Annotated in this window: 4 protein-coding genes and 1 pseudogene; 2 read left to right on the top strand and 3 right to left on the bottom strand. The window is 36.4% G+C overall.

All coding sequences use genetic code 11. From position 1 onward, the window contains the following. Positions 1 to 42: 42 nt before the first annotated feature. Positions 43 to 897, top strand: coding sequence for a pentapeptide repeat-containing protein (locus tag AB3X49_RS17570; protein ID WP_367963698.1), 855 nt, complete (start codon positions 43 to 45; stop codon positions 895 to 897). A gap of 83 nt (positions 898 to 980) precedes the next feature. Here AB3X49_RS17570 and AB3X49_RS17565 read toward each other — a convergent pair whose 3' ends face one another. Then, positions 981 to 1,892 (bottom strand): DMT family transporter, encoded by a 912-nt coding sequence (locus AB3X49_RS17565; RefSeq protein ID WP_367963696.1) that lies wholly within the window; start codon positions 1,890 to 1,892, stop codon positions 981 to 983. 428 nt (positions 1,893 to 2,320) lie between these two features. Between AB3X49_RS17565 and AB3X49_RS17560 the strand changes: the two are divergent. Then, positions 2,321 to 3,022, top strand: a pseudogene (locus AB3X49_RS17560) (glycosyltransferase family 2 protein). Here the strand turns inward: AB3X49_RS17560 and AB3X49_RS17555 are convergent. Continuing rightward, positions 2,991 to 3,914, bottom strand: a complete 924-nt coding sequence (locus AB3X49_RS17555; RefSeq protein ID WP_367963694.1) for an NAD-dependent epimerase/dehydratase family protein — start codon at positions 3,912 to 3,914, stop codon at positions 2,991 to 2,993. The pseudogene AB3X49_RS17560 and the gene AB3X49_RS17555 overlap by 32 nt on opposite strands. After that, the coding region (locus tag AB3X49_RS17550) for a methyltransferase domain-containing protein (RefSeq protein ID WP_367963691.1) at positions 3,911 to 5,015 on the bottom strand (1,105 nt) is incomplete at its 5' end. The genes AB3X49_RS17550 and AB3X49_RS17555, both read right to left, overlap by 4 nt.

Here is a 5,015-nt window from a genome sequence, read left to right as displayed (position 1 = left end):
GATTATTATGGAATAGTTGAAAGGTAGCAGGGGGGATATATTTTGACTAATCATAACGATTATTTTCATGTAGAAGAGGATGTAAATCACAATAGTTTAAAAGCAGATTGTGAAAAATGTTTTGGATTATGTTGTGTGGCATTACCGTTTGCGGCATCAATAGATTTTGCGGTGAATAAAGATGGTGGTAAACCTTGTACAAATTTACAATCAGATTATAAATGTAGTATACATAGAGATCTTAGAGGAAAAGGGTATAAAGGTTGTACAGTGTTTGAATGTTTCGGTGCTGGACAAAAGATTTCTCAAGTTACGTTTAAAGGAATTGATTGGCGGAAAGATGCTCAGCATGCGAGAAAAATGTATGATGCTTTTCCGGTAATGCATCAACTTCATGAAATGCTTTGGTATTTGAATGAGGCTATTCTATTAAAGGCGACGCAGACAATTCATAAAGAGCTGAAGGAAGCAATTGAAGAGACTGAGCGTCTTTCTAATTTAAGTCCAGATGAGTTAATGGAAGTAAATGTGCCATTACACCGTGCAGAAGTGAATGTTCTCCTTCTGGAAACGAGTGAACTAGTCTGGAAGGAAATGAATTCTAAAAGTAAGAAAAGGATCAGTCACCGAGGGGCAGACCTAATGGGAGCGAATCTAAAAAAGAGAGATTTACAAGGAGCCAATTTAAGAGGGGCGTATTTAATTGCGGCTAACCTTAATGGTACAGACTTACGCGGAGCGGATCTCATTGGAGCAGATTTGCGTGATGCAGATATTCGCGGGGCAGATTTTACGAATAGTATTTTTCTTACGCAAGTCCAAATTAATGCGGCGAAAGGGGACAAACATACGAAATTACCGAAAGTGTTGTCTCGTCCAGCACATTGGACTGCGTAAAGTGTAGGGAGTGGAGTACAAAGTAGTATACCAATTTGTATAGGATTCCATGATCAAGACCCAATTATGCGAACAGGCAGAGACTAAGTCTCTGCCTGTTTTTTTATACTATTTTTGCTTTTCAAAGTAGTAATTATAACACTGCATATAATAAGGATACCACCAATGAAAAAGTTACTGTTTAACGTCTCATTTAACAGGAGCCAGCCAAGTAGCGAACCGACGATAGGTTGAAAGAAGAAAAATAATGAGCCAATGCTAGCATCCATTAATTCTAACCCTTTATTCCAAAGAAAAAATGCACCTGCGGTTGAGACGATTCCTAAATAGAGTACGCCTAATACTACATACATGTTCATATGTTCAATAGGATTTGTTTGGAATTCCCATACCATAAAAGGTGTAATGAAAAAGAGTGAAAAAAATATTGCGTACGTTGTAATAATTAAAGATGAAAATCGAGCTGAAGCGATTTTTACATAAATGGACAGTAAAGCCCACGTAATAGCGGCCCCAACTAAAATGATTGTACCGATAAAATAGGAGCCGATTTCAATATCCCATCCGATAACGATAATGACACCGATTGTCGCTATTATAGTTGATAAAAGTCTACGAGTAGTTAGTTTCTCTTTTAAAATGAACGCTGCAAATATAACCATAAATGCAGGTGTAGCTGATGTCACTAAGGAGCCTGTATGAGCATCGGATAATTTCGTTCCGATAAATTGACATGTGATTGAAATGAAATACCCGATGAATCCAATCCAAGCAAATAATAGCCAATCTTTTTTGTGGATGGGTACTTTTTTCTTTTGCTTTTTTTCAGTTGTTTTCAAAATCACATATAAAACAACAAAAGCGATAATAAAACGTAGCCAAACGAGTGTAAGTGGCGGAATAAAGTCGAGTACGTATTTACTAACGACGTACATACCGCCCCAAATACTTGCTGCTAGTGATAAACATATAGCTCCTAAAATGGTTTGTTTCATTTGAATGACCTCCGTCTATTTTTAGGGTTATGATTTATTCCCTAAGACGAGGCATGGTGCACTTGTTATATGAATGCCCGTCTTAGATTATAGACGGCCTACAGGTTGATCGTTTTCGAATGAAGTGTTGTAGTACATGAGCGCATTCCTCCTTCATAATTTTATAATGATATTATAACTTAATTTTCAGTTTATTTGGATGTTAATTGTACGGAGTTGATTCTTTAGAAAATGGTGGTTGTCGAAGAAAGCATAGTATATGGTAGAAAAACATATTTTAAAAATAAAAGAAACCAATTACATAACTGATAAGTATATTAAGAGTAGGATGAAAAAGTAGATTAATAGAGAAAGAGGAGGAGATTATTATAACTACAACCGTTATTTCTCATTTTTACAATGAAGAGTATTTATTACCGTGGTGGCTTATGCATCATACGAAACTGTTTGATCATGGTATTTTAATTAATAAAGGTTCTACAGATCGCTCTGTGGAAATTTGCAAAAAGTTCGCACCGCATTGGGAAGTGCGAGATTCTGAAAATCCAGAATTTGATGCACTAGCAACAGATCGTGAAGTAATGGGGGTTGAACAAGAGGTAGAAGGGTAGAAAATAATTTTAAATACGACTGAGTTTCTTTGTGTACAAGATAAAGAGCAGTTCTGGAAATCACTAAAAAACTTAGGAGGGAGGATGTACTGGTTAGAAGGCCTTATAATGGTAGAAAATCCAAACTATAATTATCCAAAACTTAGGTATAGTATTTCTCTAATGAAACAGCGATTTCACGGTTACTTGCCTGAAGATTGGGAGCTGTGGAGAAGAGGGAGGTTCATTCACAATCACGAATATGGAAGTTATACGGCTGGAAGACATTTAACTATGCATGAGTCTATGAATTACCCACCTCTTGCATGTATTGTATGGTTTGGATTTAGTCCGTGGAATGATGCGATCAAAAGGCGCAAATTACAAATCGGGCCAACTCTTTCTCAAGGTAGTATACATGCGGGAATGGGGATGCATCATATTATTACACCTGAAAGATTAGAAGCATGGTATAGAGAACTAGCGGGAGGAACAAAGGATCTGCGTTTCAGTGATGCATATCGTTATGCTTTTTTATAAATGATTCCCACCAAAAAATAGTTTCCTCAATTCCTGTGTTTAGATCGTAAGTGGGTAGCCACTTTACTTCAGTTTTTAAACGTTCCACATTAACGCCGACAAATAAAGGTTCATCTTTAGGAAAAGGGATAGCACCTAGTTTAATTAAATTTTCTTTTCCTATCTTTTTGGCAATGATAGAAGCTAATTCTTTAATTTGTACAGAGTGACCAGAAGCGATATTTATCGTACCTGTAACGTTACACTGTAATAAGGTCACAAGAGCATCAGCGACATCACTCACATGGAGAAAATCTCGAGATTGATTTCCATGTGTACATAGTGCTTCCTCGTTTTTTAATAATGAAGTGATAATGTTAGATACAAGTCGATTACCATGTTCGTAAGGGCCATACATATGAAAAATTAGGCCCCAACACATGCTGAGGCCGGTTTGCCCAGCGTATGATTGTAGCCAGGAATGTAGTGCGTTTTTACATAATGAATACGGGGTTTTATAGGAAAGAAGCGGTGAATCTTCAAATAATACGCCGTTAAACCATTCATACTCTGCGCCAGTACCGGCAACGATGACTCGCTTTCCGCCGCACGTTGTGAAGTTTTGAATTAATGAGATACTGGATATAAGCCAATAGTAATTATTAATAGATACATAACACGCTGGCGGCACTGCTTCCCAAGCTAAATGAATGAGATGACTAGGCTTAATGTCGTAAATGAGTTTTTTTACTTCTTCATCGCAAAGTAAGTTTACTTTATGCCAATCGCAAGAAAGGTGAGAAGGCTTATTTGTATGGAAAGTGGCGTGCACTTCATAGCCCTTTTGTATAAGAGAATTTACAACATATTTACCAATCCATCCACTACCGCCTGTTACAAGGATTTTTTTCATGGCTCAATTACCTCAACTTCTGGAATCGTTACTAAAAATTTGCCACCCCATTCACGAATGAAAGAGCATTCTTTCATAATTTCGTCTTTCAAGTTCCAAGGAAGTATGAGAATGTAATCAGGTTTTGTACGTTTTATTTCTTCCGGAGATTGTATTGGAATCCGGGTTCCTGGTAGAAGGAGATTTTGTTTGTGAGGGTTTTTATCTACAGTATAATTTAGAAATTCTTTTCCTATCCCGCAATAATTTAAAAGGGTGTTTCCTTTAGCTGGAGCGCCGTAACCGATAATTTGTTTGTTTAAAGCTTTTGCTTCGATAAAAAACTTTAAAATACTTATTTTCAATTGTTCTATGTGTTCAGAAAAAAGGAGATAGCAATCTAATGTATCTAGCCCGTGATCTACTTCTTTTTGGATTAATTTTGTAACATTGCAATGGATAGTGGATGAGGCACTATGATGGTTTATAAAAATACGCAAGGAACCACCGTGCGTTGAAAGCTCTTCTACATCAACAATTTTCAAATGATGATGAGCTAAAACTTTTTGAAGACTTATAAGAGAGAAGTAAGAGAAGTGCTCATGATAGATTGTGTCAAACTGTTTAAAGGATATGAGGTTTAATAAGTGCGGGAATTCAATTGTTATCGTACCATCTTGTTTTAATAATGTTTTTAAACCGGCAACAAAATCATGCAAGTTCGGAACGTGTGCTAATACGTTATTTGCGACGATTAAATCAGCTTGCGGTAACTTTTTTGCTAAGTCATTGCTGAAAAAATTCACTTCAGTAGGAATTCCTTTTTGGGTAGCGATTTCTGCTACATTTTTTGCTGGTTCAATTCCTAACGTTTTGATATTTTCTTTTTGAAAGTATTGTAATAAGTACCCGTCGTTACTTGCGATTTCAATCACTTTCGAATGGTTTGTTAAGTTGAAACGCTTAATCGCCATTTCTACATATTGCTTAGCGTGTAGTAGCCAACTGGAGGAATAAGAGCTAAAGTATAAATAGTCATGAAAAATATTGTACGGAGATTCAAATTCATCTAATTGTACAAGTAAACAAGAGTTACAAACAAACGTGTGCAGCGGATAAAAT

The organism is Bacillus sp. C30, assembly GCF_040838255.1.
Lineage (GTDB): Bacteria > Bacillota > Bacilli > Bacillales > Bacillaceae_G > Bacillus_A > Bacillus_A mycoides.
The sequence above is the reverse complement of the archived record's forward strand: the minus strand, read 5'-3'. Positions and strand labels throughout refer to the sequence as shown.

What these genes read in the sequence shown, in the direction of transcription:
- AB3X49_RS17555 (WP_367963694.1), bottom strand. Translation starts at nt 3,914, where the DNA reads ATGAAAAAAATCCTTGTAACAGGCGGTAGTGGATGGATTGGTAAATAT.
- AB3X49_RS17565 (WP_367963696.1), bottom strand. Translation starts at nt 1,892, where the DNA reads ATGAAACAAACCATTTTAGGAGCTATATGTTTATCACTAGCAGCAAGT.